General features: G+C 56.8%; 17 protein-coding genes. 6 read left to right on the forward strand and 11 right to left on the reverse strand.

What is annotated here, in order from left to right; genetic code table 11:
• Window positions 1-12 precede the first annotated feature (12 nt).
• The 7 genes from K227x_RS07370 to K227x_RS07395 all read right to left on the reverse strand — a co-directional run bounded on the left by K227x_RS07370 (window position 13) and on the right by K227x_RS07395 (window position 10161).
• Window positions 13-915, reverse strand: a complete 903-nt coding sequence (locus tag K227x_RS07370; RefSeq protein WP_145168929.1) for a hypothetical protein — start codon at window positions 913-915, stop codon at window positions 13-15.
• 10 nt (window positions 916-925) lie between these two features.
• A complete protein-coding gene (locus K227x_RS31365; protein WP_261343424.1) occupies window positions 926-1057 on the reverse strand; it encodes a hypothetical protein in 132 nt (43 codons plus the stop codon).
• Window positions 1058-1341: 284 nt separating this feature from the next.
• Window positions 1342-2847 (reverse strand): glutamate synthase subunit beta, encoded by a 1506-nt coding sequence (locus K227x_RS07375; RefSeq protein WP_145168930.1) that lies wholly within the window; start codon window positions 2845-2847, stop codon window positions 1342-1344.
• 95 nt (window positions 2848-2942) lie between these two features.
• Window positions 2943-7520, reverse strand: coding sequence for a glutamate synthase large subunit (gene gltB, locus K227x_RS07380; RefSeq protein ID WP_246146637.1), 4578 nt, complete (start codon window positions 7518-7520; stop codon window positions 2943-2945).
• 142 nt (window positions 7521-7662) lie between these two features.
• Entirely contained in the window at window positions 7663-8637 is a 975-nt protein-coding gene (locus K227x_RS07385) for a LysR family transcriptional regulator (RefSeq protein ID WP_145168931.1), read from the reverse strand.
• Between the two features lie 133 nt (window positions 8638-8770).
• Window positions 8771-9031, reverse strand: a complete 261-nt coding sequence (locus K227x_RS07390) for a hypothetical protein (protein ID WP_145168932.1) — start codon at window positions 9029-9031, stop codon at window positions 8771-8773.
• 263 nt (window positions 9032-9294) lie between these two features.
• On the reverse strand, window positions 9295-10161 hold the full coding sequence (locus tag K227x_RS07395) for a carbon-nitrogen hydrolase (protein WP_145168933.1): 867 nt from the start codon (window positions 10159-10161) through the stop codon (window positions 9295-9297).
• A gap of 41 nt (window positions 10162-10202) precedes the next feature.
• Here K227x_RS07395 and bioD point away from each other — a divergent pair, with 41 nt between their 5' ends.
• Window positions 10203-10943 (forward strand): dethiobiotin synthase, encoded by a 741-nt coding sequence (gene bioD, locus K227x_RS07400; protein WP_145168934.1) that lies wholly within the window; start codon window positions 10203-10205, stop codon window positions 10941-10943.
• Here bioD and msrB read toward each other — a convergent pair.
• On the reverse strand, window positions 10844-11479 hold the full coding sequence (gene msrB / locus K227x_RS07405; protein ID WP_145168935.1) for a peptide-methionine (R)-S-oxide reductase MsrB: 636 nt from the start codon (window positions 11477-11479) through the stop codon (window positions 10844-10846). The genes bioD and msrB overlap by 100 nt on opposite strands.
• Before the next feature lie 233 nt (window positions 11480-11712).
• Between msrB and K227x_RS07410 the strand changes: the two genes are divergently transcribed.
• Together K227x_RS07410 and K227x_RS07415 are read left to right on the forward strand one after the other, a co-directional pair.
• Complete coding sequence (locus tag K227x_RS07410; RefSeq protein ID WP_145168936.1) at window positions 11713-12912, forward strand: ABC transporter ATP-binding protein; 1200 nt, start codon at window positions 11713-11715, stop codon at window positions 12910-12912.
• A complete protein-coding gene (locus K227x_RS07415; protein ID WP_145168937.1) occupies window positions 12905-13660 on the forward strand; it encodes a TSUP family transporter in 756 nt (251 codons plus the stop codon). The genes K227x_RS07410 and K227x_RS07415 overlap by 8 nt, the downstream gene beginning before the upstream one ends.
• Before the next feature lie 84 nt (window positions 13661-13744).
• On the opposite strand, the gene K227x_RS07420 is transcribed toward K227x_RS07415, so the two are convergent.
• Entirely contained in the window at window positions 13745-15211 is a 1467-nt protein-coding gene (locus K227x_RS07420) for a DUF6513 domain-containing protein (RefSeq protein ID WP_145168938.1), read from the reverse strand.
• Between the two features lie 339 nt (window positions 15212-15550).
• Between K227x_RS07420 and K227x_RS07425 the strand changes: the two genes are divergently transcribed.
• Window positions 15551-17119, forward strand: coding sequence for an HTTM domain-containing protein (locus K227x_RS07425; RefSeq protein WP_145168939.1), 1569 nt, complete (start codon window positions 15551-15553; stop codon window positions 17117-17119).
• 118 nt (window positions 17120-17237) lie between these two features.
• Here K227x_RS07425 and K227x_RS07430 read toward each other — a convergent pair whose 3' ends face one another.
• Window positions 17238-18602: a polysaccharide biosynthesis/export family protein gene (locus K227x_RS07430; protein ID WP_145168940.1), complete on the reverse strand. Its 1365-nt coding sequence runs from the start codon at window positions 18600-18602 to the stop codon at window positions 17238-17240.
• 141 nt (window positions 18603-18743) lie between these two features.
• Window positions 18744-19694: a hypothetical protein gene (locus tag K227x_RS07435; protein WP_145168941.1), complete on the reverse strand. Its 951-nt coding sequence runs from the start codon at window positions 19692-19694 to the stop codon at window positions 18744-18746.
• Window positions 19695-20109: 415 nt separating this feature from the next.
• Between K227x_RS07435 and K227x_RS07440 the strand changes: the two genes are divergently transcribed.
• Window positions 20110-21720 (forward strand): MraY family glycosyltransferase, encoded by a 1611-nt coding sequence (locus tag K227x_RS07440; protein ID WP_145168942.1) that lies wholly within the window; start codon window positions 20110-20112, stop codon window positions 21718-21720.
• Between the two features lie 516 nt (window positions 21721-22236).
• Entirely contained in the window at window positions 22237-25632 is a 3396-nt protein-coding gene (locus K227x_RS07445; protein WP_246146639.1) for a type II secretion system protein GspD, read from the forward strand.
• Window positions 25633-25647: the final 15 nt, after the last annotated feature.

Raw genomic sequence — 25647 nt, forward strand, 5'->3', positions numbered from 1 at the left:
CAGGTCACGCATCTAGCGATAGAACGATCCCGAGGTTGTCGGCGTTTCGCTGCCGGTCGGGTATCCCGTCGATCGACCGGTGCTGCCCGGCATGTACGAAGATGATTCTCCGCTGCTACTGCCTGGTGAATAGCTTGTTGGCGATTCGCTGGCGGCGCTGGTTGGCACGCTGGCTGTTTCAAAGGTCGGTGGTGCAGAAGGTGATTCTGGCAAGCTGAAGCTGGTCGGGCCTGAACTGGACGTGGTCGCCCCCGATGGTTTGGTGATCGCCGCCGACGCAGTGGCCGCAGTCGACGGTGCAATGCCCGGTGGCAGTGCATAGCCACCCGAACCGAGCGATGATCCGGCAGAACTTGGCGACGTTGCTAGCGATGCGCCCGCCGGTGCGGGTGCACTGTAGCTGGTCGACGGCGTTGTCAGCTTGGGCGTGGTGATGTTGGGTGATGCCGGTGTCGACCCAGGCAGTGCATAGCTGGAACTAGGGCTGCCGTACTTTTCCGAAGTCGTTGTCGACTTTGGGGTGAACGTGCTGTTGCCAAAGGAATATCCCGATGGCTTGGTGGCCGTGCTGGACGATGCCGGGGATGCGGCGGTGCCGCCGTTGGGTTTGGCATATGCGGCACTGCTATAGATGCCGTTTGCCTGCGCAGCCGACGGGTTGGTCATCCCGGTTTGGTTCGACGCAGTCTGGTTGGATGCAGGCGTCGCATAACCAGGCTGGGAATTAAATCCGGCAACCTGGGCGGTAACCGATTCGGGTGACTTGTTGGGCGATGGTGCCGACGTGCCACCGGCAATCGACGCGATCGCTTGTGGCGTCGCGGTGCTGCTGGGTGGTGCCGGATAGGTGGTGGTGGGCCCGGTGCCGGCCAACGCTTCGGCTGATGGTTCGCTGTTTCGGGCAAACATGTTCATGCCGGGCATGCTACGACAGCCGGTCGACATCAGCGTTGCCGCTGCGCAAGTCGTCAACAGGAGTCCGCGTGTTTTGTTGTTCTTCAGCATCCTTGCAAACCTTCGACGGTGCATAACTTCGGCATCGAGAGATCTTGGACATGCAAATCCTTTCACATGATTCAAGATCGTCTTCGGTTATCCCAGTAATCGGAAATTGTGACCTGAATTGCCAGGCTTTTTTACCGATTCCAGTGCGAACCTAGGACGCTCGTGGAAGCTGTGTCAATGTCAGCCGAGATTTTTTCGGCATCCGTTTTCCCAGCGGCAGAAGGGTTTCACGATGACAGTGTTTCACGCCGCTTTGTCGTTCGCCCGGATGGCATGCAAAAGCCGCGATCTGGATCCCAGACCGCGGCTAATGCGTTTCGATAGATGGACGAGCGATTAGACGCTCATTTCCATTGCTGTGCCCAGGGTTTGACCTGGTGCCGGCAGGTTGCTGCTGCCTTCTAGGAAGATATCGATCGCTCGTGCGGCACCGCGGCCTTCGTTGATCGCCCAAACGACCAAGCTTTGGCCTCGGCGACAGTCACCGGCTGCAAATACGCCGTCGATGTTGGTCGCATACTTGCCATGTTCCGCTTGGAAGTTGCTGCGTGGGTCCACTTCCAGTCCAAGGGACTCGGCGACGTACTGTTCCGGCCCTAGAAAGCCCATCGCCAACAGGATCAGTTGGGCTGGCCATACTTTTTCGCTGCCTGCGACTTCGGCCATCGACCATCCGCCGTCATCTTTCTTGGTCCATTCGACTTGGACGGACTTGATGCCGCTAAGGTTGCCCTGATCGTCTTTCAGGAACTCTTTGCTTAGCAACTGATAATGACGCGGGTCATGGCCGAACTTGGCCGACGCTTCTTCGTGTCCATAATCGACACGGAAGACACGAGGCCACTGTGGCCACGGGTTGTCGGGGGCACGGTCTTCGGGCGGCTTGGGTAGCAGTTCAAAGTTCACCAGGCTGCGGCAACCGTGACGCAGCGAGGTGCCGATGCAGTCGGTGCCGGTGTCACCGCCACCGATCACAATCACGTCCTTGCCTTCGGCACTGATGAAGTTGTCATCCAACGAATCGCCGTGCACCATTTGCATGGTGTTGGCGGTCAAGAAGTCCATCGCTGGATAGACACCCTTGGCATCGCGATTGGGGATTGGCAAATCGCGAGGCTTGGTCGCGCCGCAGGCTAGCAGGACGGCATCAAAGTCCTTTTGCAGATCCTTTGGCAGGATGTCTTTGCCGATGTCTACGCCGGTTTTGAAAACGATGCCTTCGGCGGTCATCTTATCGACACGCCGCTGAATCGCTTCTTTGGACAGTTTCATGTTCGGGATGCCGTACTGCAGCAGGCCGCCGATGCGGTTGGCTCGTTCGAACACCGTGACGGTGTGACCGGCTTTATTCAGCTGATCCGCAGCAGAGAGTCCAGCAGGGCCACTGCCCACGATCGCGACGGTCTTTCCGGTTCGCGTTTCGGGCGGCTCGGCAACGATCCAGCCTTCTTCCCAGGCGCGATCGACGATCGCATTTTCGATGTTCTTGATCGTCACCGGTGGGTTGGTGATGCCAAGCACGCACGAACCTTCGCAGGGCGCCGGGCACACACGACCGGTGAACTCGGGGAAATTGTTGGTCTTGTGCAGCCGCTCGATCGCTTCTTTCCAGCGATTGTTGTAGACCAGATCATTCCATTCGGGGATCAGGTTATCGATCGGGCAACCGGTATTGGACTGACAAAATGGGACCCCACAATCCATGCACCGGGCACCCTGCTCGCGAAGTTGGTCGAGCTTGGGTTCGGTATAGATTTCGTCGTAGTCGTTGATGCGGACCACTGGCAGACGCCATGGCACTTTTTTGCGGTCAAACTCTTTGAATCCGGTTGGCTTGCCCATGGGAATAGTCTCTTTTCAAGGGGAGTTGTGTCTGTCGTCCCGAAACGCTGCGGCGGACGGGGGAATGTTCGATGTTCAGTACGGTGGGTGGCGGGTTAAGCCATCACCTCTTCGACTTGCAGGCTTTGCAGCACCCGCTTGTAATCGACTGGCATGACCTTCACGCACTTGGATAGGAAGTCGTCCCAGTTTTCCAGTACGTCGGCAGCTACGTCGCTATGGGTGTACTGATGGTGCTTGGTGATGATCGCTTTGACTTCGGCTTCTTCTTCGGCCGTTTCAATCTTTTCCAGTTCAACCGTTGCCAGGTTGCAGTTCAGGTTGAACTTTCCATCGCGATCAAAGATGTAGGCAATGCCGCCCGACATGCCGGCCGCGAAGTTGCGGCCGGTCTCGCCGAGGCAGACCACGCGTCCACCGGTCATGTATTCGCAGCCATGGTCGCCGACGCCTTCGACGACGGTGATCGCACCACTGTTTCGAACACAGAATCGTTCGGCAGCCCGGCCACGCAGATAGGCTTCGCCACCGGTCGCGCCGTACAAGCAAACGTTCCCGACCAGAATGTTGTCAGCGGCCGTGAAGCTGCTTTCCCGCGGTGGGAAGACCACCACGCGTCCGCCGCTGAGCCCCTTGCCGACGTAGTCGTTGGCGTCGCCTTCCAATTCGATCGTGATCCCGTGTGCCAAGAACGCACCGAGGCTTTGCCCGGCTGAACCTGTCAGTTCGATTCGGATCGTGTCGTCTGGCAAACCGGCTTGACCGTATTTCTTAGCGACTTCATTGCTAAGGATCGTGCCAACGGTTCGGTTGATGTTGACGATCGGCGATTGGATGACGACAGGTTTGCCCGATTCGATCGCCGGTTTGGCGGCATCCAGCAGCACGGTCATGTCCAACGATTTTTCCAGCCCATGGTCCTGAGCCATCGTGCAAATCACGTCGACGTCTTCGTGCGGCTTGTTGGCTGGCATCAGGATGCTGGTCAAGTCCAGGCCGTCGGTCTTCCAGTGCTTGATCGCTTGGTCGGTCTTCAGCTTGTCGCTGCGACCAACCATTTCATCGATCGTGCGGAAGCCCAGTTTGGCCATCCAGCGGCGTGCATCTTCGGCCACCATGAACAGGTAGTTCACGACGTGCTCTGGTTTGCCAGTGAACATCTTTCGAAGTTCTGGGTCCTGGGTCGCGATGCCGACCGGGCAGGTATTCAGGTGACACTTACGCATCATGATGCACCCAAGAGTGATCAGGGGTGCGGTCGAGAAACCGAACTCTTCGGCACCCAGCAATGCCGCGATTGCGACGTCGCGTCCTGTCTTCAGACCACCATCGGTTTGCAAAACGACTCGACTTCGCAGGTTGTTAAGCACCAAGACTTGGTGAGTTTCGGCGATCCCCAATTCCCATGGCAATCCGGCATGCTTGATGCTGGTCAACGGCGATGCCCCGGTGCCGCCGGTGTCGCCGGCGATCAGAATGTGATCGGCGTGAGCCTTGGCGACACCCGATGCAATCACGCCCACGCCGACTTCGCTGACCAGTTTGACACTGATCCGTGCCTCGCGGTTGGCGTTTTTTAGGTCGTGGATCAGTTGCGCCAAATCCTCGATCGAATAGATGTCGTGGTGAGGCGGCGGGCTGATCAGTCCGACACCCGGTGTGCTGTAGCGGATACCAGCGATGTAGTTATCGACTTTCTTGCCCGGCAGTTCCCCGCCCTCGCCTGGCTTCGCACCTTGCGAAATCTTGATTTGGATCTCGTCGGCGTTCGACAGATATTCGATGGTTACACCGAAACGGCCCGAGGCGACTTGTTTGATCGCACTTCGCTTTGAATCGCCGTTTTCCATCGGCTGGAATCGAACTGGATCTTCCCCGCCTTCGCCGGTGTTGCTCTTGCCGCCAAGGCGGTTCATGGCCACGGCCAGCGTTTCATGCGATTCGGCGCTGATGCTGCCCAGCGACATCGCGCCGGTACAGAAACGTTTGACGATTTCTTTGGCCGGTTGGACTTCGTCTAGCGGGATGGATTCCGAATCGTTGACATGGAAATCGAACAGCCCACGCAACGTGCAACGGTTTCGGTTGTCTTCGTTGATCGTGTGTGCAAATCGCCAATATGCATCTTTGTCGTTCCCGCGTGCAGCGACCTGCAAGTCGGAAATCGACTGTGGCGACCAAGCATGCTTTTCGCCTTCGGCACGCCAGTGGTATTCGCCCAAGTTGGGAAGCGCTGTCAATCGGTCAGCCGACTTCGATGGGTAACCCAATTTGTGGCGACGCATGGTTTCTTCGGCCAGGATGTCGAACGAGACGCCCTGGATACGGCTGGCCGTGCCCACAAAGCATTTTTCGATGACTTCGTCGCGAAGTCCAAGTGCCTCGAAGATCTGAGCACCCTTGTAGCTTTGCAGCGTGCTGATGCCCATCTTGGCCATGACCTTCAACATGCCCTTGGCAACGCCCTTGCGATAGGCTGCGACGACTTTATCGTCGTCCAGTTTTGGATCCATCAGCCCGTCCAATCGAGCCTGCCATAGCGATTCGAACGCCAGGTATGGGTTGATGCCATCGGCACCGTATCCGATCAACAGGCAGTGGTGATGGACTTCCCGAGCTTCGCCCGATTCGACTACCAAACCGATTCGTGTCCGCTTGGCTTGGTTGACCAGGTGGTGGTGAACGGCACCGGTGGCCAAAAGAGCGCTGACAGGCACGCGGTCGTGCGAAACCCGGCGATCGCTTAGGACAACCAGTTGGATGCCTTTGTCGGCCGCGTCTTCGGCTTCGGCTGCGATCCGATCCAACGTCTTCTTCAGCCCGGCTTTGCCTTCGCTGCGATCGAACGTGATGTCGATCACCCGGCTGTGCCATCCTTCGTAATCGATGTGCTTCAGTGCAGCGATCTCTTCATTGGTCAAGATCGGGTGATCGACCAGCAATCGGTGACAATGTTCGGGAGTTGCATCCAGCAGGTTTTGCTCGGGGCCGATGTAGCACTCCAGCGACATGATGACTTCTTCGCGGATCGAATCGATCGACGGGTTGGTCACCTGAGCGAACAGTTGCTTGAAGTAGTCATAGATCATCCGTGGCTTGTCTGACAAACACGCTAGCGCACTGTCGTTGCCCATCGATCCGACGGGGTCACGCAGTTCCGATACCAGCGGTCGAAGCATGAATTTCATGGTTTCGGTGGTGTACCCAAACGCTTGCATCCGTGGCAGCAGCGTGTCGCCGTCGAAACCGTGAGGTTCGTTTTGTGGGTTCAGGTCGGACAGGCGAATGCGTTGCTCTTTCAACCAGTCGCCATACGGCATCCGGTGCGCAAATTCGCTCTTCAGTTCTTCGTCGGGAATCAAACGGCCTTGTTCGAAGTCCACCAAGAACATCTTGCCCGGTTGCAGGCGGCCCTTTTCTTTGACGATCGCAGGGTCGACCGGCAACACGCCGACTTCGCTGGCCATGATGACGCGATCATCGTGCGTGATGTAATAGCGGCTAGGACGTAGGCCGTTTCGGTCCAGTGTCGCACCGATGTAGTGTCCGTCGGTGAACGCGATCGATGCGGGGCCGTCCCAAGGTTCCATCATGCAGCTGAAATACTCATAGAACGCACGCTTTTCTTCGTCCATCGTTTCGTGCTTTTGCCACGCCTCGGGGACCATCATCATGATGGCCTCTTGCAGCGTACGGCCGTTCATCAGCATGAATTCCAGCACGTTGTCGAACGTGCCCGAGTCGCTGCCGTTGGGCTCGATGACAGGGAACAACTTCTGTAGTTCGTCGCCAAACAACTTGCTTTCAGCAGAGCCTTCGCGAGCTCGCATCCAGTTCTTGTTTCCACGCAGCGTGTTGATCTCGCCATTGTGGCTCATGAAACGCAGCGGTTGGGCACGGTCCCAGCTGGGGAACGTGTTGGTCGAAAAACGACTGTGCACCATCGCCAAGTGCGTTTCGAAATCTTCGTCACGTAGGTCGGGGAAATATGGCAACACTTGGGCGGGGGTTAGCATGCCCTTGTAGATGATGACCTTGGTGCTCAGCGAGCAGATGTAGAACATCAACGCCTGCTTCAGCTTGCTAGACGGTCCACGCAGTTGGTGGCTAGCCTGTTTGTGGATCATGTACAGTTTGCGATCGAACGCATCGTCCTTCAGTCCATCGGCTGCGCCGACGAATAGCTGTTCGATGAAGGGTTCGCTTTTGCGAGCGGTCGGTCCGACGTCGGCCAAGTCCGTCATCTGTGGAACGTCTCGCCAACCGATGAACTTCTGGCCCGACTCGGCGATCAATGTTTCGATCGTCGACTTGCAGGTCGCTCGTTCGGCTTCGTCGCGAGGTAGGAAAACCAGACCAGCGGCAAAGCTGCCGGGGGCAGGCAGGTCGACACCGAGATCGGCTTTGGCGACTTTGCGGAGGAACTTGTGAGGCAGGCCGCACATGATGCCCGAGCCGTCGCCGGTGTTGGTTTCGCAGCCACAAGCACCGCGGTGGTCCATGTTCTGCAGAATGGTGTCCGCGTCAATCACATTCTGGTGACTGGGGATTCCCTTGATGTGCGCGATGAAACCGACGCCACAGGCATCTTTTTCTTGCTCTGGGTCGTACAGGCCTTGCGCTGGCGGCAGGTGAAAGAGAGGAGTGTTGTCGCTATTTCCGTTGTTCATCATTTTCTATCTCTTGTTCCAGTCAAAGATTGTATTGCTGTCGACCGTAGGTCCTGTTGATCGAAGGATTCGGTCGCTTCCGAGGCGGGCACCGGGGGTGCGGCCGCGGATGCGGAATCTGGTTCGATCGCAACGATCGGGGGTCTCAAGCGACGATCGAAGTGCCGTTGCCGGCTTCGATCGAACCGCTTTCCGCAGCAGCCTTGCGGCTGCCGGATTTGCTCTTTATTTCCGATTCAATCGCTCGTCCAAGCAGTAATGAACCGAACTCGTTGGCGGCTCGGCTAAGACGTCCTGATCGACGGAAGATCATTCCAAGCGGACGCGTCATGCGCCACTCTCTGCAGGCCACTACGCGTAGCGAGCCATTGGCTGTTTCGCGGCGTACCGCCGCCTCGGGGATGATTCCCATGCCACGATTGGCTTGGATTGCCCGAATCATCGAATCCACGTTGTCAAACTCCATCCGGACGTTGACCGCAACGCCCGCGCGAGCCAAACAGCGATCGATTTCTTGTCGCAAAATCAACTCGCGGTCGAACCCGATCATGTCGGATCCGCGAAGCTGGTCCAGCGTCATCTGACGCTTTTCAGCCAGAGGATGCTCGGCTGAACAGACGATCCGCATCGGCTCTTGCTGCCAGGGAATGCACTGGATTCGCTTGGTGCTCTTGGGAAAGCTTACCAGTCCGAAGTCAACTTCGCCCTCGGTGGTCATTTCCACCACCCGATCGGCGGACCCGAACTCGGTCATCACGTCGACTTCGGGATGCAGTCTGGCGAACGCTTCGGTCGCCGCCGGCATGTAGCTCAAGCCCACCGAAACGATCGTTCCGATGGTGATTCGGCCACGAAGGGTGCAGCTGATACTGCGGACTTCTTCCTCTAGCCGCTGGTAACTGCGAAGCACGCCACGCAGACCGCTGAGGTAGGTTTGCCCTTCGGGCGTCAGAACCAGCGGTCGCTTGGAACGGTCGATCAACCGCACGCCGAGCGATTCTTCCAGGTGCCCGATCGCCTGGCTGGCGGCACTCTGGGTCAAATCGTGAGCCTCCGCAGCTTTCGAAAAGCTACGTTGCTCGGCAATCGTGCAGAAAAGTTCAAGCGTTCGTAGGTGCAAAGATCCGGGCTGCTAAAATATCTTGTATTAGTTTGTCTAATGTTGCGGGCCTCAGCATGAAACCCTTTGATCGCAAGTTAAATCGCAACCCTTTGTTCGTCAATAGCTGCGTCCACTTGGTTGCCCTGAATCCCTAGGCCGCAGAACCGCGCCAACGCTTCGGTAGTGTGAATGCGTACAGTACCGTGATGGCACCGCCGGACAGGAATGCCCAAGGCATCCACTCCTTGGGCCGCCAAACACTGACATTGCTTGTGGGGATGCCAGCGGGATTGATGAACGACGATGGCCGGGTATCGCCCGCTGCGTATAGATTGGCGCTGTCAATCAGCAGAAATTCGACGCCTAGGATGACGGCCATGATGCCCAGGGCGATGAAAATTGAACGTCGCATTCGATTGCTCTCTCGCAGGATCCAGAAGGCCGAAAACTCCTTCTTGAGTTATCGGCGTTTGGCTTGCTAGCAACGTAAAAAAGTCGGCCTGCCCGCATCGATGTCCCAGCCCTTAGGACCGCTATTGGTGGATCCAGCGGTGGCGGACCCGCCGAGATGGCGGGAACCTGGGATGGGGGGGCTGGGGGGGGGCTGGGAGGCTGCGGCGTATCCGTCGATGGCGTCCGGATTGGACGCCATCGGCTCTGCGGAATTGCAGCCGCCTAGTCCAGATATCGTTTGGTCAGGCCTTGGTAGGCGTCGATTCGGCGGTCTCGCAAAAACGGCCAGTGGGTTCGGACGACGTCGATTTCGCCGAGCTGGCAATCGGTGGTCACCAGCCCATCGTCAACACTGCCGGCCTGGGCCACCACCTCGCCGCGCGGAGATGCGATGAAGGATGATCCCCAGAATTCCAATCGGCCTTCGATTCCCACGCGATTGGGGGCGCCGAGCCAAAGTCCGTTGGCGATCGCGTGTGCTCGCATGGCGGTCCGCCAAGCGTCTTGTTGGCCTGCCCCGAATTCGTCTTTCTCTTCGTCAATCCAGCCGATCGCAGTGGGGTACAGCAGGATTTCGGCGCCAGCCAACGCGAACAATCGAGCCGCTTCGGGATACCATTGATCCCAGCAAATGCCCACGCCCAGTTTCGCATAGCGAGTCTGGATGGGGGTAAATCCTAGATCACCGGGCGTGAAGTAGAACTTTTCGTAGAACAACGGGTCATCGGGAATGTGCATCTTGCGATAGGTCCCGGCGACACTGCCGTCGGCGTCCAGAACGGCAACCGTGTTGTGGTACAGCCCAGGTGCCCGTCGTTCGAACAGCGGCGCGACGATCACAACCTCGCGTTTGGCCGCGATTTTGGCTAGCGTCTGAGTGGTTGGACCGGGGATCGCTTCGGCCAGATCAAACATCCGATGATCTTCGGCTTGGCACGGATATGGGCCGGTGAACAGTTCCTGCAGGCAAACGATCTGGGCTCCGTCATCGGCGGCCTTTTCGATCCAATGCACGGCTGCGTCAACGCAGGCCTGTGTCGAACCGGCGTCTCGCATTTGCACCAACGATAAGCGAACATTGCGTGTCACAAGCCAAACCTTCAGTGATCAATCGGAAATAGAGCCCAAACATGACGTCGCCCCATGGTACGCCGCCGACCTTGTTTTTTGCAGGCACCGACACCGATGTGGGGAAAACTTATGTCGCCTGCCTGGTGACCAAAGTCATCGCCGAGCGAGGGCGAGTGGTGGGTGTCTACAAACCGGTGGCCAGTGGGTGCCGGGAAGTCGACGGGGTGCGGATCGCCGACGATGCAGTCGCGCTGGCTGGGGCGGCTGGTTGTCCCGACGCGATGGACGTCGTTTGTCCGCAGCGGTTCTTAGCTCCTTTGGCACCTCCGGCGGCGGCGGCGGCGGAAGGCCGGGGCGTCGACAGCGATTTGCTTTTTCGCGGAGCGGATGCCTGGGCGGGCAATTGCGATGCGTTGATCATCGAGGGCGCCGGTGGTCTTTTCAGTCCGCTAGCCGATGGCGTGCTGAATATTGATCTAGCCCTGAAGTTTGACGGTTGCAAACTAATCATCGTGGCCGCCAATCGGTTGGGGGCAATCCACCAAACTTTGGCGACCATCGCGGCGGCGCGTCACCGTGGGTTGAATCCCGATGGAGTCATCCTCTGTGATCCAACTGGACAAACCGATGGATCCATCGATGGCAATGCGGATCAGATTGCTCGTTATACCGACGTGCCCATACTGGCCGTGGTGCCCTATCAGTCTTTGGACGCGGATTGTGTCGACGCCGGTTCGTTTGACGATGTTTTGGGCGGTCTGGCTTTCACAAATTTCATCGACGCACTGTTCATGCAGTAGCGTTTGCCGGTTGGTGGTGGACCGTCGTTGAAAACATGTCCAAGGTGGGCATTGCATCGCGAGCAATGAACTTCGGTACGGGAATAGAAGAAATAGTTGTCCGTCTTGTATCCCACGTGATCAGCTTTCAGCGGTGCATAGAAGCTGGGCCACCCGGTTCCCGATTTGAACTTGGTTTTGCTGTCGAACAGATCGCGGCCGCAGACAACGCATTCGTAGTGGCCATCGTCTTTGTTGTTCCAGTACTTGTTCCGAAAGGCAGGTTCGGTCGCTTCGTTTTGGGTCACGTCGAATTCGATTCGAGTCAACGATCGTCGCAGGCTAGATTCCGATTTCGGCACATAAGTGCTTTCGTCGTCGTCGGCGGCTTCGTCGGTATCTTCGGCGGACTTCAGTTGCGACTCGGGCGCCTTAGTGCTTTCGTCGGCTCGTGTTGTTAGGCTGCTCGATGCTATCAGGAGGACGATGATCGCGACGGCCGCTGATCCCGTTTTGAATCGGAACGATTCGGCGATGTGGCGGAGGGTAGATTTCATCAGGTGGGACTCCAGCTTAGGTGGGCGTTACCGAAAGCACGCCGCTTGAGATGCAAGACCGAAAGCGTCACGAAAACAGGCCCTCAGCCGCCTCTCGGATCTTGCGACTGATGGTTACAATGTCGGTACCGGGGCTGGGTCCGTCATGATTGCGCCAGCCGTCGTCTGGAAAGCCGCCGAAACGCTCGGATCGGCGATACAGACTGCCCCCCCATTCTAACTTGCCCTTTTCCATGTCCCAAGTCGAACTTCGCAATATCGAGTCGACGTTGGGGGGAAACGTAGTGTTAAGAGGCCTGGATTTCGTCATTCCGCCCGAAATACTCGCTCAAGCGCCGCAACCCTACGTCGTCTTTCTGGGTGCCAGCGGAAGCGGGAAATCGACCACGCTGAAAATCATCGCGGGTCTGCAGGCGGCGGATTCTGGAAACGTCATCATCGACGGACGTGACGTGGGCGGTGTGCCAGCACGCGATCGAGGGGTCGCGATGGTGTTCCAGCAGGATGCTTTGTACCCCCATCTGACGATCCGAGAAACGTTGGCGACGACGGTTCGATCGGTGGCTGATCGGTCGGTTCGGCAATCTCAACTGGATCAGGCAATCGAGTTGACGGGGATCGCCGCGATCGTTGATCGGTATCCGGATGGGCTCAGTGGGGGGGAGCTGCGTCGGGCTGCGATTGCAAAGGCGATCGCTCGAAATGCACCGGTGCGATTGTTGGACGAACCGCTTTCCGCCCTGGATGGCCCGATACGACATGCCTTGGCCGGCGACCTGAAACGCTGGCATTCGCAGCAGCCCGGTCTGACCATTCACGTCACGCATGACGGCGACGAAGCGATGCGGATGGCAGACGTCATTGCCGTGATCGATGGTGGAACCATCGTCCAGATCGCCAAGCCCGAAACGATTTACGATGCGCCCGCTAGCCTAGCGGTGGCCAATGCGATTGGTTCGCCGCCGATCAATCGGTTCCCGGCAATCATTCGTCGCGGCAAGATCGTTTCGCAAGACGAACGTGTTCAACTTGGAACGTTGAAGTGTCCGCAAGACGCCGCTACTGATCGTGCGGTGGTGTTGGCTGTTCGGCCCGATCGTTTTGTCATCGGAACATCGTTGGTTGGTGGTGTGGCCGCAGATGATTGGGGACTGTCTTGGTCGCCGCCATTAGCGGATCGTTCCTGGTGCCGCGTGAGCCAGGGTGTGCAGTTGACTGCGCCGGTAGGTCCCGATGCGACACCTGGCGCCGGGTATCAAGGCGGCGGATCGAATCGTGACGGGCTAGATCGCAATTGGGCGACAGCCGTCCTGTCGCCCGCACCCACTGTGCCCCTGGATGGCGAGCTTGTGTTGTCCGCGTCCGTGGGCGACGTTCATGTGTTCGACGCGTCAACGGGGATGCGGATCGAAGGTGTCCACGTTGATGGATGAATGGATTTCGTTGTTGCCGATCACGATGATCTTGTGCTTCGGTATTTTTGTTCAGTCGGCAGCTGGCTTCGCGGCCGGCTTGCTGATTGTTCCCGCATTACTTTGGTGTGGTTACACGATTCCAGCGGCCCAGGCTGCGATGTTGGTTGCGACGATCCCCCAGAACGTTTGGGGCGTTTGGTCCCTGCGTGATTCCATCTCGCCCCGGCGAGTGGTCTGGCCCGCATTGGCCCGCGTTCTTTTCTTGCCTGTCGGCGTGATGTTGCTGTATTCGATGGAGTCGCTGCCGACCGATAGCATCCGACAGATTGTCGGTGGGGTCGTGCTGGCCGCGACGCTGGCGATCATGTGGTTCAACCCAGTGCCCCGAAGTTCGCTGCATCCGATTTGGGCGTGGCTCGCGTTTCCCGTTTCGGGATTTTTGCAGGGAGTGGTGGGAATGGGAGGGCCTGTGATGGTGTTCTGGGTCCAGGCTCACGATTGGGATTCCAAGCAGACGCGAGGATTCCTGTTCACGATGTATCTGATCAGCATCATTCCTGCGCTGGCGATTCTGTACATCGCTTTCGGCGACCGGATTGTTGCACCGGCGGTGTCAGCCGCGGCATCGATTCCGGTGTTATGGTTGAGCGCCATCATGGGGCTGCGTTTCGGCACATGGTTGGGGACCGAGCGGCTGCGTCGATTGACATTGGTGCTGCTATTGCTGCTGGGCGTCTCCGGCGTGACAGCACCGTGGTGGCGATGATGGCGCAGTGTGGTGGCGATGATGACGCACCGTGGTGGCGATGATGGCGCAGTGTGGTGGCGATGATGGCGCAGTGTGGTGTGATCAGGCCGGTGGATTGTCCGGTGCTGATTCGATCTCGGATTGGCTTGGGGCAGTCGCGCGGTGACGGCTGCTGCGTTTGATTCGGTGCAGGTCTTCGGTTTTGGTCAGGATGCCCCAGTCCAGCGATTGGTCTTGGGAGTACTGTTTGCCGAGGGTCAGCGCGATGGATGCTTTGGCCATCTCGTATCCAAGATAGAACGCGTGTCCGGCATCCACGTTGTCCGAAACGCTCTCGTTCATCAGCCGATCAAACAATCGAAAAGGGTCTGAATCGTTAAGGTGCAGTCCAGCGGATAGCAAGTGGATTTGATCGTCCTGTGCAAACAAACGGTAGTTGTTGTCCTTGATCGACTCCGCAAGTCCCGTTAACCCGGCCGATGGAAAGGGGCGTAGTTTGGCATCGCGAAGCATGACCAGCCCGTCCGACAAACGCTTGGGCGGAACCCCATGCCTGATGCTGTAGTGAGTCAGGCGTCTGGCTAAGTCACATTCGCGAACGGATGAACGTGCCCAGTTGATGACTTGGGTCGTTAGCACGCTGTGAATTTTCAGTTCTTGGCAGATGGCCAACAACATGAAGTTGATTCCTGCCGAATCGACATCCGTTAGTTCGGTCAGGTTGCCGATGCCCATCATCATCGCAGCGTCGGGATAGTCACGTCGCACTTTCGCGTAACGCACCAAGCTTTCGGTAAAGCTGCCACCGATGGGTTCCAAAATCGGGTCCAAGCGAAACGGAACGTTGTTGTCGGACAAAAAGTCGATGGTTTTTTGGAAACTTTTTTCGTCGCCTGGTACGTCTGGAATGGCGACGACTTCGCATCCCCAATCGACCGCAGCAAGGCGGTTGGTTGAGTTGACGGAAAGCACCAGCGAAGCGCCCCGCTTTGTTGCCGCGGCGGCTTCCCAAGGATCAAAGGTATCGATCGATACTCGCAGTCCTTGGTCCACTAATGCAGCAACGTAATCTCCCACCGCATTGCATCGCGTCGATGGGTCGCAGCCAAAGTCGATCACATCGGCGCCCTCGGCGCGGAGCTGATGTCCGATGCGAATGACTTCGTCGATGGACCTTCGTGGTGCGTGATTGATCTCGGCGATGATGTCGATGTCGTGCTGTCCGAAGTCCGCTTGTCTTTTTTTGCCGCCGAACAGTTCCGGGATAGCTCTGCAATCGTTTGGTCCGCAAATGACGGGGATTTGGATCGATTCCGTCAGTTCTTCGATGCCGTTCTGGCAATAGCCAGGCAGGATGACATGCGTTGCTTGGGCTGGGATCTGCAGGTGTCGTTTTAGCCATTTGGGCGTCATCAAAGCCGCGACCGTGATGGGCATGACACCGATCGAAAAGGACAACGAATGTTGTTCGGCAAGCTCTTCGACAACCGCGCGCACGGCGGCCTCTGCCAATCGTCCAGTGACGAAGTGGTAGTGGTCGTTGGGTGCGACGGTAAGGGATGCGTTCATCCTGATAGCCTAGTCGAGTTCCGTGTCGGGTGGTGTCGTTAGGAACAGGAAGCTGCTTGCTAATTCCAAGCCTGGGGGGCGGTTCGACACGGCCTAATTGAGCGAGCAGCTTGGCGCAGGAAGATGCGGCGAAGCGTCGGAAAGATTTGGCAACTCGAACGAGGTCGGTCTTGACGCAAGGTGTCAAGACCATAAAACTTTTCATAGACGAGAGATCCGTCGATCGATTGCCAATGATTTCGCAATCGTCGTGGCCGGGATCTCTCGTTTTTTTATGCGCGTTCTGTTTGATCAAGCGTCATCGTCATCCCCCATGCTCTTTTCCTTTCGGTGTCTCTGTTGTCGGCATCTGTTTCCGAAACGCAACATCGCGATCAAACTTCGCAGGCGAAGTCTTGGGGCCAGTTGGCGATGATACCGCGTTCGGCTAACGACGCCGTCGATTCGTTAATCCTGGTGTGGGTTCGAATCGTTGTCGCGATTGCAATTTACTGTTGGGCGGATTCGTTTTTGCGAAACGATCAGTATTTGGCGATCTTTGTCGAGCCACGATTCCTGTTCAAGTACGAACCGTTCCAGTGGGTCCAGCGATGGACTGCTGATGGGATGTGGTGGCACTTTGCGATCACCAAGATTGCTGCGGTTGGATTAGTTTTCGGATTGCTGTCGCGGGTCTGCGCTGCGACGCTTTGTTTTTCGATCGCCTATGTGTTGCTGGTCGAACGCCAGATCTACGTCAACCATTACTACCTCTTGTCGCTGACTGCAGGGCTGTTGGTGTTCCTGCCGGTTGGTGGGCGATGGTCGCTGGATGCGTGGTGGGGAATTCAGCGGCGCCGACGGTCTTTCCCTCGCTGGCAATTGTGGTTGCTTCGCTTCCAGTTGGGGTTGCCGTATTTCTACGGGGCAATCGCAAAGCTGAACGGTGATTGGTTTCGCGGTCAGCCTGGCGAACTGATCCTGCGAACACGCTTCGAAGTGGGCGGTCGCCCAATCAGTGAGTTGCCGGGCGTCGTGCAGGGGTTTGCGTACAGCGGGTTCGCTTACGATTTGCTGGTCGTGCCGATGCTGCTTTGGCGACCGACACGATGGCTTGCTGTGGCCCTTTCGTTGGTGTTCCATTTGACCAACGCGGCGACACTGAACATCGGTGTTTTTCCTTGGTTTATGTTGGCCACGATGGTCGTCTTCTTCCCCCCCGATACACTGGGGCGGCGTTTGCGGTTATTTGTCGGGGCGAAGCCGGTCGACCCAGAAGTTGTCAGAAGTTGTTCGTCCAACGCTGTTCGATTGAACCCATCGCCACGCTGGGCCACGTCGTTAGCGTGGATGTACGTGATCGTTCACCTTCTGTTGCCGCTGCGGGCCGCGATTTATCCAGGTGATTCGAACTGGAACGAACGGGGGCATCGGTTTGGTTGGCGGATGATGTTACGCCACAAAGATGCGCTGACACATTATTTGGTGGTGGATCAGAATAGCGACGAATTTTTGTTTGTCCCATCGACGATCGTTTTGACCGGGTACCAGGCACAACGCGCCGATCATCATCCTGAATTGATTCGACAGACTGCGGTAGCCATCAGTGAAGCAGCGGCTGAGTTAGGAGTTCCCCAGAATCGTGTCTACGCCTTGGCGCTGGTTTCTTTGAATGGTCGCAAGCCGGTGCCAATGGTGGATCCCAATGTTGACTTGACGCAGGTCCGACGAGGGTGGTGGCGCGACGATTGGGTTCAAGATGATCCGGGGCCGTTTCGAGACAAGGCTTGGGACGTGCCAAAGGATCGATGGTGGAGCGAGCTTGATTTGCCGGAACCGTTCGTGCCATTGCAGGGACGATCGCCGACGGAACTGGAACGTTTCCTGAAGCAACTCTCTAATGAACGCCCCGACCAGGATGCCAAGTGAAGGAATGGCTGATCGCCGTTCTTTCTAGCATGGAGATGGGAATCCCAAGAAAAAAACCTCGCACCGTCCTGAGACGATGCGAGGCTTTTGATTTCTGATCGCGATGCCTGAGTCAGCCTTAGCGAGCTTGTCGGAAGATCTCTGCGATACCGAAGGTGAAGAACGTCGACAGACCGAAGTTGATCGCCTCTTCTTCACACTTGTACTGCAGGATCAGTGTGTCGCCAGCTTTCACAAGTGGGCGTTGTCGTGGGTCGTTGATCGCAGCGGATAGATCCACTTCGATGGCGACCTGTCCACCACAATCGTCTTTGCGAAGGATGTACAGCATTCCTGGTGGTACACCCTGCACGCCTCGGCCGATCGATGTGCCGAACTGGCTAGCCGTTCCACCGACACTGGATCCGGCAATCGAGATCGCCCCAAGAACATCCAAGTCATAGTCACGAGGCAGCGGGAATTCGCCACCGTTTAGCAAGCCGCCGGTGTAGTAAACTTCGGTTTCTCGCGACTCGATGTAAACAATGTCTCCGTCGTTCAGAACGATCTGGTCTTCCGGGATGTTCGGAACAACACCTGGTTTGACTCGCAAAGGAATCCTTAGGATCGAAGGATCCTCTGGCAAAGGTGGTGGGCACGAACAAGGGTCCAGTTTGGCAGCTTGTTGTTGAGCGTACCACTGTTGCATGAACTGAGCACGCATCCGTTGGTCGGCTCGGTTGGCTCGCAGAACTTTGACTTCGTTCTTCGCATTCAAGCCGGGCAGACCACCGGTTTCGACCAGAGCGTGAAGGATGTCGTTCTGGTATGCGGGAAGCTTGACCAAACCGCCGGATGCACTTCGGTCGCTACCGCCACTGAAGAACTGAGCGGCCACGTTCTGGGTTGAAAGAGATCCGTTCCCGGTGCCGCCGCCATCTTCGCGAACCACGATGACGTCGTAGGTTCGTTCTTTGATGATCGTGACGATCGGGCGAACTTTTTCAGGACGCAGGATGTCCTCGTCGATGTATTTGTCGCGAATCGCGTCGCGAACTTGTTCCAAGGTCAGGCCTTCGACGTCCAAAGGTTCGACCAAGGGAAGCGAGAGCGTGCCGTCATCTTGGACCGCGATGGGGTATCCGATCGATGGTGGCAGCGTGCTTTCTGCATCCGGGAAGTTAACCGGAGGCGGTTCGGGTGGTTGGTTGGGCGGGTTGAAAGGCAAAACGCCTTCCACATAGATGCCCAGGATGTCACCACCGGAGATTTGGTAGTTGCGGGGTGGTTCGATCGACAGCAGAGCAATGTCGACAGGCACCAAGTCATTCTTGGGCTCGGCAAAGAACTGCGGCGGCAATCGATCTGCCGGCACTCCGTTGATCGGCTGCGTCAAAGCCGAGCACCCAGAAAGTGCCGTGGCAACCAGGCTGGCCGCAACGGCTGTCGTTGCGGAGCGGATCAAACGCCGTGTCCGCTCGACGGCTGGAATTTTAGTTTTCATCCCTGAACTCTCTTGGTAGGGCTCGATTCTGAATTGCTGGAAGCCGTGGCCAGAGCCGCCGGTCTAACGAATGGCCAAGGAGGTAGCCTCGGCCAGATGAACGATCCCGAAATCCTTTCGAAATCGCCTTGTCTTGTCGCGTTACTCGAAACTGAACGGAAGCGAGTTGTCGTCTTCGTCACTGATGGTGACCGATCCCGACGAAGCGCCGAAAACCTGATCAATATCGATGTCGCTGTTATCCGTCATCGCGGTATAGGCTTCTGCCTGCGATGAATCGAAACCGGACTCGTAGTCCGACAGCGACGAAGATCCAGTCGGATCAAAGCTGGCGCTGTTGGACGGCGCCAGTGTTTCGATGACTTCCGAAGCTCCGGAGGGCACGTCAAAATTGGCCGGTCCAGGAACGATATCGTGTTCTTGGTAGAACGGGTTCGCAGGCGTCGATTCGATCGGAACAGGAGTCCCATAGGGCATCGGTGGCGGTGCCATCGCAGGCTGCTGGGTCGGACGTGTTTGAACGCTAACCTGGCTCCAGTTTCCGATTCCGTCTTCTTCGGCTGCGCGAGCACCCTCGGGGAATCCTTGGAACCAAGCGTTCACGGCGCCTTGGCCATTGGCCGACTGATAACGCCATCCCCAGTACTTCGATGGTGCCATTGCCGGCGTGCAAGCGTAGCCGCCTTGTGCAACTTCCATGTAGCCTTGGATGAATCCGTCTTTGAATTCTTTGCCGTAGCACTGCTTGCCAAACTGGCTCTTGCGGCAGTGCCATGCTTTCTCGGCTAACGCTTTGTTGCGATACCCGATCATAAAGTCGTCGATGCACTCGGAGTGGGCTAACGACCGGCCGAAGCCTGCCGTCATCGTGCAGCCGGTCGATCCGACAACGATCAGTCCAAGACAACCAGCTGTTAACCATCGACGCAGCGAGCGAAGTTTAGGTGTACATTTGGTTGCCGGATCGATCGCATCAGAACCGGCACAGCCCAGTTCCAGTGAGTTCGTCGCGACGGATTTCGACTCGGCCACATTGACCCAGTCAGATTTGTTCTGTTGAAGTGCTTTCGCACCAATGGAACGAATCGCCATTTTGGCCCCCCTTGGCTACAACGGCATTCGGTATGTCAGTCATGCAGATCGTGCGGGTCGTGTCGATGAGACACGTCGCTCTGGACTACTTATCGCCCCATCGAAGGGGCCGGATTAGACAAAAACACCGAAAATCGTAACTGTGCCGGTTGAGTCTTGTCTAACTGTCCTGGCGATGGCGCGGCTTCGGCACGTCCTGCAAGTCTTCCAAAACGGCTAAGCGTCGCATCCGGACGTTAAAACTTGCGGTAATTACGAGTTCACCGGTTTTGTCTGATTCAAGCGACCTTATACTGTGCACCGGGCGTTGCGACCTGCTGTTGACTTTGGTGTTGACAGCACGAAAAGTTGCCTTTCGGCCACCTTGTTTGCTCAGATTCTCATCTTTGATTCCCTTTCGCGTCGGCATTATTTCATGGCATCGTTGATTGCGATCTCGCTTGCATTTTCTACTGTGGCGGCACTGATCTTGGTGCCATTGGTTCGGGCTATCTCACGAGCCACGGGGGTTGTTGATCGTCCTGATCAGCAGCGGAAACTGCAGTCCAAAGCGATTGCTCTTGGGGGCGGTGTCGCTGTCTATGCCTCACTCGCGTTGGCCTTCGCCGGAACGATCCTGGTGGATCGTCTGTATTTTGGCCAATCGCTTGGGGCAATCTCCATTCGGTGGTACATCCTGTTCGGCGCCGCTGCGGCTATGTTGCTAGTCGGATTGATCGACGACGCTTGGGGGCTTCGTGGCCGTCAAAAGTTGCTGCTGCAATGTTTGATCATCGCCTGCTTGGTTGGTGGCGGCACTGTGATCCACCGAATCAGCTTGTTCGGGGCTACTGTCGAATTGGGTGTCTTTTCATTCCCATTGACGATGCTTTGGTTATTGATCGCGGTCAACGCACTGAATTTGATTGACGGTGCCGACGGCATGGCCACCACAGCGGGGCTGATCATTTGCATCGGAATGGGGCTATCCGCTCTGTTTTTCAATTCGATGCTAAGTGTGGTTGTCGGATTTGCCCTGGCAGGGGCGCTGTTCGGATTCTTGTGCTTCAATCGTCCGCCAGCCAGCATTTATCTTGGGGATGCGGGCAGCATGATGATCGGATTGTTTCTTGGCGTGCTGGCGATCTGGAGCAATTTCAAAGAGTCCGCAGTGTTGGCTTCCGCGCCGATCGCGATTCTGGCCATTCCGCTGTTCGATTCCAGCGCGGCGATTCTGCGGCGTTGGCTAACCGGACGAAGTATCTATGTGACCGACCGTGGTCACTTGCATCACCTGCTGCAGTTGAAATTCGGCAATCGCGGAATGCTGTTGGTGGTCGCTTTAATGTGCGGCATCACGACGACCATGTCGGTCCTTTCGCTGTATCTGCACATGCCGGCGCTGGCCGCTGTGGGCGTCGCAATCGTGATCGGTGCGTTGATCTATTCGCGAACGTTCGGGCATGCCGAAGCAAGGTTGTTGGTGGGGCGTGCAGCGAATGTCGTCAACTCATTTGCGGTCAACAGTGCACGCTGTGAAACGCTGAAGCACCAGCGACGTGTGCCTTTGCAAGGCAATGGAGATTGGGAGACTGTTTGGGAGCCTTTGGTTGAATTTGCGAAGAGCCACGACTTGGCCAAAGTCAAGATCGATTTGAACTTGGCATGGCTTCATGAGGGCTATCACGCCAACTGGCAGAGTGTTCGTTTGCCAGAAAAAGCGTTTCAAATGACCGTCTCGATCCCGCTGTTCACGCATCGTTCCGGATCCGATCAGCGACCGACTCAGATCGGGCGATTGGAAGTGGTGGCACTTGCCGAAGATGTCGACGCCTACCAAAAGATCAGCGAATTGAGCGATCAGCTTGCTGACATGACACCCGAGATCGATCGGATTGTTTCTAGTTTGGAGCAGAGCCAATCGCCTGGCAGCGTAACAACTGGCATCGATTCGCCCGAGGCCCTGGTGCCGTCAGACGGTACGGTTCCTGCCGAGCTGGAAGCGACGAGCAGCGACCTGCAAAAGTCTTCGGTCCCCAGCTCCTAAAGATTCAGCTCCTGAACATCTTTTCAGGCGTGTCTCTTCCCCAGGCGTCGCACCAGAGTCCCCGGTGGCTAAGTGTCGAATGGCGAAACTCAGGTTTTCGCATGTTCCGACGCGTGCGGCCTGAACGGCCGGAGAAAGCTTTTCCTGCGTCTTTGCTTCGCAGCGGTGAAAGTTCCGTGGGCTGCTCAACAAGATTTTCTTTCTCTTGAGTCAGATTCGTGTTGACAGTGCCTGTCTGCTATGGCTATTCCCACTCACTGCAGGGTCTCTGGGTCTGCGGCTAATGCCCATCGAACGGGGCTTTGGCGGAAACCGAGGAACGGTTTCCGCCGAAGTAATCCATCAGCCGTAGGTTGCCAGCAAATTTTGATTAGCAAACGGTAGGGCAACCGCCAGCGACTTCTGCAAACATCGGACGGGAGCGGACAACAACTCAGGTTCAGTCTTTTTGGCGACACCTCGGTTTGTGAATCTGTCCCACTTATTGAAGTCTCACCGCGAAGAAGGAGTGTCGCGTTGAACCGCCTCGTACCCGCACACAGTCGTCGTCTCGCTTGGGTGGCCGCCTTTTGGCTCCTCGCACACGCCGATGCGCCAGCACAGTTCTCGATGCCCGTCCCAACCGACGAAGCGTCGACCGCCACCACGACGTCGCCACCGACGATCGCGACCGGCCAACAGAAGATCGCCGAAGTCCGCAGGGCCATTGCAGGTCAGGACTATCACACGGCGGTTCAGTCCTATCGAGCAGCGGCTGCATTGCAGTCGAAATTTCCTCAGTTGGCTGGTGAGCTGCAAGGCTTGCGAGGCCAGCTGGAAAACATCGGTATCGATGCTGCCCTGTTGACGATGCCACCACAGTTGGGCATCACCAAAATGCCTGAAATCGGCAACGCGATTCCGCTGGATGGCCTCGCCCAATCAGTCGCAAAGAATCCGAAACAAGAAGCGTTGCGTCTGGTCGCTATCGGCCGCGCAGCGTTGGATCGCGGAGATGTCACCACGGCATTGTCCCTAGCCCACAAGGCCGAGTCGCTGAATGTCCCCGAAAAGGACTTTGCAGCCGGCGAGCCGCGTGTTTGGCAGCTTGTGTTAGATGCTGAGTCGGCAGCACGCCGAAGCGGTATCGCGCAAGTGTCCGGCACCAGCCCGTGGCCAAGCGGAGTTCAGCCGGCGATGGCAGTGGGTGATGGAAACCCCGTCGCACAAATGCTGTACAGTGCGGACGCCGATACGTCGGCTGTTCAGCAAGTACAGAACACCGTGCCTTTGAACGGCAACCGAGCGTCCGCTGCAAACGAGATGTTTGATGCCGGGATGCGTGCACTATCAAGCGGCGACAAAGCACTCGCGCTGCAAAACTTCCGCGAAGCGTGGAAGAATGAAGCCGATCTGGATCCTACCCAGCGTAGTCAGCTGAAAGACAAGTTGACCCTGTTGCAGCCAACCCGTTTGGGCGCCGCTGCAAAAGACCAAGGTGAACTGACCGCGATCGACAAGGCACAACTTGAATCGCAAGAAAAGACTCGTCGCTTGTACCGCGAGGTAACGGCCGAGCTAGCGAAGAACGAACAGAGCAAGACTGCGGCTCCGTTGGATGCCCTGGATCAACTGGAACGACTTCGCGGACGAGTCGAAGATGCCGATTTGGACGCCAGTGCGAAGCGATCCTTGGCCGTGATGGTCGATCGTGCTGTGTCGGCTCAAAAGAAGTACATCGCTGACAACAAGGCGAAGATCGAACTGGATCTGCAGAACCAGGCCGTCCGTATGGAGATGGACCAAGAGAATTCTCGCGAAATTCGTATCGATCAAGAAATCTCGACCCTGGTCGAAGACTTCAACGATCTGATCAAAGAACGTCGCTATCAAGAAGCCGAAGTCTTGGCCAAGCAAGTCCAAGAACTGAAGCCTTCGGACCCGATTGCAACCAGCATGTTCCAAATGAGTCGTATGGGGACTCAGATCATGTTGAATCAAGAAGTTCAAGAAGACAAAGAGTTGGCTTACTTGAACAACATGTTGGACGTCGAACGTGCATCGATTGGTCCGGATCCGGATCGGCCCATGACTCTGCCCGACGCTCAGGTGTGGGAAAACCTGTCGATGTCGCGATTGCCATCGCGCGGCGACGGAGACCCTCGTCTAAGCCCAGCAGAAAACGCGATCAAGCAGAAGCTGTCGACTCAAGTCAACATCAAGTACCGAGCCCGTCCACTGGGTGAAGTGCTGGACGACTTGGCCGCTGTGACCGGCGTTCCCATCGTGATCGATGAACGTGCCCTCAGCGTGGTTCGAGTGACTCCGGAAACTCCGGTAACGCTACAACTGCAGAACGATATCTCGCTGAAAAGTGCACTGAATATCATCCTGGAACGATTGGAACTGACGCACGTTATCGAAAACGACGTTTTGACGATCACCAGTATCGAAGCCAAGCGAAGCAAGGTGTTTCCGCGGACTTACCGTGTTACCGACCTGGTGACGCCCATTCCGAACTTCACCAGCAGCTACGAAGACGGTTTGGCAGGAGCACTTCGCAACGCCTACCAAATGTCGAATCCGCGAAGTGACGTCCAAGTCGTGCCTGTATCGATGACCGATCTGGGCACCGGCATGGCACAGAAAATGTCGCCGATGAGCATGAATAACCCCAGCGTGCTGGGACAGTATCATTCGATGGGATCGCAAGGTGGCTTCGGCATGGGCAATCCGCCCGGCGGTGGCGGCGGTGCGGGGGGAGCCTCGTTCGCGAACTTTGACAGCCTGATCGACCTGATTCAAACCACTGTCGTTCCCGATACTTGGGATCAACTTGGTGGTCCTAGTACGATGAAGGAATATTCGCAAAACCTTAGCTTGGTCATCAGTACGACCAGCGATGTTCACGACCAGATCGCCGACCTGCTTGAATCGCTCCGCCGATTGCAAAACCTGCAGATCACGATTGAAGTTCGGTTCATCACGCTATCGGATACCTTCGCCGAACAGATCGGTGTCGACTTTGACCTCAGCTTCGATGACAACACTCGTCAGGTACCCGACGATGACACCGGACCGAGCGTAACGGTGGGGATCGGTGCCAGCGGTGTGCCTACGGCTGACTTGGACATTAAGTTTGACCAAAGCGTCAGTGCCGGTGTTCCCACCTTTGGTGGTGCCAATATCGGGACTCCATCGTCACTCGGTTTTGCAATCCTTAGCGACATCGAAGCCTTCTTCTTCCTGCAAGCGGTGCAAGCCGATACACGTACCAACGTGATGCAGGCTCCGAAGGTTACCCTGTTCGACGGACAATTCGCAACGATCAGCGACGTGTCACAACGACCGTTCGTGACCAGCATTACGCCGGTTGTCGGTGACTTCGCAGTCGCTCAACAGCCCGTCATTGTGGTTCTGAACGAAGGCACACAGTTGAACGTTCAAGGCTTGGTCAGTGATGACAAGCGGTTCGTGCGACTGACGCTGGTTCCTTTCTTTAGCCAGATCGGAAACGTCGACACCTTCACTTACGAAGGCCGACGTACGACCAGCAACAGCAGCCGCGATGAAACCGACACCAACGGTGACGGTGTGATCGACGAAGACGACGAAACCGATACCGAGGATTCAAACGAGATCGTCGAAGGTACCACGGTTCAGTTGCCGACCTTTGCTTTCACATCGGTCAGCACCACAGTCAGTGTTCCTGATGGTGGTACGATCCTGTTGGGTGGTATCAAGCGTCTGTCCGAAGGCCGAACTGAAAAGGGTACGCCGCTGTTGAGCAAGATTCCGTATGTCAGCCGCCTGTTCCGAAACGTGTCGGTGGGACGTACTGCTCAAAGCCTGATGTTGATGGTCACACCGCGGATCATCATCCAAGAGGAAGAAGAGCTAGCACAGACTGGGTTCGATCCCAATCGCCGCTAGATAACCTTCCTCGGA

The sequence above is a fragment of the Rubripirellula lacrimiformis genome (assembly GCF_007741535.1).
In the GTDB taxonomy this organism is placed as follows: domain Bacteria; phylum Planctomycetota; class Planctomycetia; order Pirellulales; family Pirellulaceae; genus Rubripirellula; species Rubripirellula lacrimiformis.